Origin of the sequence: Caballeronia sp. AZ7_KS35, assembly GCF_023631045.1 — a bacterium.
Taxonomy (GTDB): domain Bacteria; phylum Pseudomonadota; class Gammaproteobacteria; order Burkholderiales; family Burkholderiaceae; genus Caballeronia; species Caballeronia zhejiangensis.
Window position 1 is genome coordinate 1 of record NZ_JALQDV010000006.1, and the last position, 3,760, is coordinate 3,760.

The following is a 3,760-nucleotide window of genomic DNA, read 5'->3' on the forward strand; positions in this document are numbered from 1 at the left end:
CGGGACGTCGCTTACCGCTCGTCGAAGCTCACAACCACGCGCTCGCTCACCGGATGGCACTGGCAGGTCAGCACGAAACCCTCATCGATCTCATGTTGTTCGAGCGTGTAGTTCTTGTCCATCTTCACTTCGCCTTCGAGCACTTTCGCGCGGCACGTGCAGCACACCCCGCCCTTGCACGCGTACGGCAACGCGAGCCCTGCCTTCAGACCGACATCGAGCACGCTCACGCCTTCATAAGGCAGACGCAGCTTGCGCTTCTTGCCGTCGATGACCAGTTCCAGATCCGCCGCCGGCGTGCTCTCCGTAATCTCGATCGTCGGCGCACCCGCCTGCGGCAACGGCGTGCCGAAGCGCTCCACATGAATCTGCTTCGGCGGCACGCCCGCTTCTTTCAGTGCGGCTTCAGCGGCATCCATCATCGGGCCGGGGCCGCAGATGAACGCTTCATCGATCTCTTCAGGCGAGAGCAGCGTCGAAAGAAACGCCTTGCACTTCTCTTGATCCAGCACGCCGTTGAACAACTCGACATCCTGCAAATCATCGGACAGCACGTGATACAGCGAGAACCGGTCCATATACCGGTTCTTCAGATCCTCGAGTTCCTCGGCGAACATGATCGCGTCGACACTGCGATTGCCGTACACCAGCGTGAAGCGGCTCGTCGGCTCCATGTCCAGCGTCGTCTTGATGATCGCCAGCACCGGCGTGATGCCCGAGCCGCCCGAGAACGCCACGTAATGCTTCGCGTGATCCGCGTTCAGATGCGTGAAGAAGCGTCCGTCGGGCGTCATCACCTCGATCTCATGGCCGGGCTTCAAGGTCTCGAACGCGAAGTTCGAGAAGCGCCCGCCGCGCACGCGCTTGATGCCGATGCGCAATTCGCCATCGCGATCGTAGTCGGTCACGCCCACGCAGATCGAATACGAGCGGCGCGTCTCCTCGCCATCGATATGCGTCTTGAGCGTCACGAACTGGCCCTGCGTGAAGCGAAACGCATCGCGCAATGCGGGCGGCACATCGAATGAAACGGTGAGCGCATCGGCGGTTTCGGGGCGCACGTCGCGAATGCGCAGCGGATGAAATTGCGGAGTCGCCATGTTTTCTCGGCTCGCTTGTCAGTGAGGTTCAGTACGACTTGAAGTAATCGAACGGCTCGCGGCAATCGATGCATCGATACAACGCCTTGCACGCCGTCGAGCCGAATTGCGCCAGCTTCTCCGTGTGCGTCGAGCCGCAGCGCGGGCACGCGATCGTCGCGGGCTTGCGCGCCACGAAGCGGATCGGCTTTTCCGTGCTGCCGCATGCGCCCGTCGGCGGCGCGATGCCGTAGCGGCGCAGCTTCTCGCGCGCGTCATCGGTGATCCAGTCGGTCGTCCACGCAGGCGCCAGCACCGTCTCGATGCGATGCGCGCCGAGTTGCGCATCATCGATCGCTTTCGCGATGTCCTCAGCAATCTGCGACATCGCAGGACAGCCCGAGTACGTCGGCGTGATCACCACTTCGAGCACGCCATCGTCGCCGTGACGCACATCGCGCAAGATGCCCAGCTCGCGAATCGATACCACCGGAATCTCCGGATCGGGCACCGACTCGAGCACGTGCCACGCGCGTTCGATCGTGGTTTGCATGGCCTGCATTACCAGCTCGCGCCCGGATGCTGACGCGCCAGGCTCTGCATCTCCGCCAGCAGATAACCCATGTGCTCCGAGTGCTCGCCTTGCTTGCCCGTCGTGACGTGCTGCACTTCTACGGGCACTTTGAGCGTCGCTTCATCGAGCGCCGATGCAACCTGCTCGCGCCACGCCGCTTCGAACTCGCTCGCCAGCGGCGCGATGCCCGCATCGGCGACGGCCTGTTCGATTGCATCGGTCGCGAAGAACTCGCGCGTGTACGGCATCAGATAATCGAGCGCAGCCTGCGCACGCCGATGCGACTCCGCAGTGCCATCGCCGAAACGCACCAGCCAGTCGCGCGCGTGATGCAGGTGATAGCTCGTCTCCTTGATCGACTTCGCCGCGATCGCCGCGAGTTGCGCATCGTTCGATGATTGCAATGCGCTCCACACTTCCATCATCAACGCCGAGTACAGGAAGTTGCGCACGATCGTCACCGCGTAATCGCGCTCCGTGCGCGTCGTGCCCGCGAGCGGGCCGAAGTGTGGCAACTCCGCGATCGTGTAGTTGGCGAACTCGCGCTCGGTGCGGAAGTACGCGTAATCGTCTTCGGTCTTTTTGTTGCCGTTGAGCGATGCTTCGAGCGAAGCAGCATGCGTGTAGAGCAAACGCGCCTGACCGATCAGATCCAGACTGATGTTCGCCAGCGCAATATCCTCTTCCAGTGCCGGGCCGTGACTGCACCACTCCGCGTTGCGCTGTCCGAGAATCAGCGCGTTGTCGGCAAGACGCAGCACGTAGGCGAGATGTTCTTTCTGGCTCATGTCGCGCGCCCTTACATGTGATTGATTTCGTCGGGCAGCACGAAGAACGTCGGATGCCGATAGATCTTGTCGCCCGCGGGCTCGAACAACTCGGCCTTGTCTGCCGGGTCCGATGCCGTGATCGCCGCCGAGGGCACCACCCAGATGCTCACGCCTTCCTGACGACGCGTGTACACGTCGCGCGCCATGCGCAACGCCGCGCCCGCGTCCGGTGCGTGCAGGCTGCCGCAATGCTTGTGATCCAGTCCCTGCTTGCTGCGCACGAACACTTCCCAGATCGGCCATTCCTTGTTCATCTTCATCGTCTCCATGCTCATGCAGCTTGTTGGTGGGCGCGGGCTTTTTGCTTCTCTGCATACGCCAGTGCGGCTTCGCGAACCCACGCGCCGTCATCGTGCGCCTTCACGCGCGTGGCGAGGCGCTCCTTGTTGCACGGACCGTCGCCGTTGACCACGCGCCAGAACTCGTCCCAGTCGATCGCGCCGTAGTCGTGCGCTTGCCGCGCTTCGTTCCACTTCAAATCGGGATCGGGCAACGTGACGCCGAGGATCTTCGCCTGCTCGACGGTCGCATCGACGAACTTCTGACGCAGGTCATCGTTCGAGATGCGCTTGATGCCCCACGCGAACGACTGGCCGCTGTGGATCGAATCCTTGTCGCTCGGGCCGAACATCATCAGCACCGGCCACCACCAGCGGTTCACCGCCTGCTGCACGAGATCCTTCTGCGCTTGCGTGCCTTTCATCATCGCGAGCAGCGCGTCGAAGCCCTGGCGTTGGTGGAACGACTCCTCCTTGCAGATGCGGATCATCGCGCGGGCATACGGCCCGTAGGTGCAGCGGCACAGCGGAATCTGGTTCATGATCGCGGCGCCATCGACGAGCCAGCCGATCACGCCGACATCGGCCCACGTGGGTGTCGGATAGTTGAAGATGCTCGAATATTTCGCCTTGCCTGCGTGCAGCGCGGCCACGAGTTGATCGCGCGAGACGCCCAGTGTTTCGGCCGCGCTGTAGAGGTACAGACCGTGGCCGCCTTCGTCCTGCACCTTCGCGAGCAGAATCGCCTTGCGTTTGAGGCTCGGCGCGCGGCTGATCCAGTTGCCCTCGGGCTGCATCCCGATGATCTCCGAATGCGCGTGCTGCGAGATCTGACGCACCAGCGTCTTGCGATACGCCTCGGGCATCCAGTCCTGCGGCTCGATCTTGCCGTCGGCCTGCATCACCGCGTCGAAGCGGGTTTGGGCGGCGGAGGCTGCGGCTTCGTGGCTTTCGGCTGCGGACGTCGCGCTGGGGAGGTCGAGGGATTGCGTGTACATG

The 3,760-nt window shown here is 62.9% G+C and carries 5 protein-coding genes; all 5 read right to left on the bottom strand.

All coding sequences use genetic code 11. The features are described 5' to 3' along the window. Positions 1-11 precede the first annotated feature (11 nt). Genes paaE through paaA form a run of 5 tightly spaced genes read right to left on the bottom strand, consistent with a single transcriptional unit; the run spans position 12 to position 3,759 of the window. A complete protein-coding gene (gene paaE, locus NCT05_RS09050; RefSeq protein WP_008352720.1) occupies positions 12-1,100 on the bottom strand; it encodes a 1,2-phenylacetyl-CoA epoxidase subunit PaaE in 1,089 nt (362 codons plus the stop codon). A 28-nt stretch (positions 1,101-1,128) separates the two neighbouring features. Further along, positions 1,129-1,641 (bottom strand): 1,2-phenylacetyl-CoA epoxidase subunit PaaD, encoded by a 513-nt coding sequence (paaD, locus tag NCT05_RS09055; protein WP_250502152.1) that lies wholly within the window; start codon positions 1,639-1,641, stop codon positions 1,129-1,131. Further along, complete coding sequence (gene paaC / locus NCT05_RS09060) at positions 1,641-2,441, bottom strand: 1,2-phenylacetyl-CoA epoxidase subunit PaaC (protein WP_008349547.1); 801 nt, start codon at positions 2,439-2,441, stop codon at positions 1,641-1,643. Before paaC ends, paaD begins: the two co-directional genes overlap by 1 nt. 11 nt (positions 2,442-2,452) lie before the next feature. Beyond that, the gene (paaB, locus tag NCT05_RS09065; protein WP_008349546.1) at positions 2,453-2,737 is read right to left on the bottom strand and encodes a 1,2-phenylacetyl-CoA epoxidase subunit PaaB; all 285 of its coding nucleotides are present in this window, start codon (positions 2,735-2,737) and stop codon (positions 2,453-2,455) included. 17 nt (positions 2,738-2,754) lie between these two features. After that, positions 2,755-3,759 carry a 1,2-phenylacetyl-CoA epoxidase subunit PaaA gene (gene paaA / locus NCT05_RS09070; RefSeq protein WP_239295562.1) on the bottom strand — a complete coding sequence of 335 codons (1,005 nt, stop codon included), beginning with the start codon at positions 3,757-3,759 and terminating at the stop codon, positions 2,755-2,757. Position 3,760: the final 1 nt, after the last annotated feature.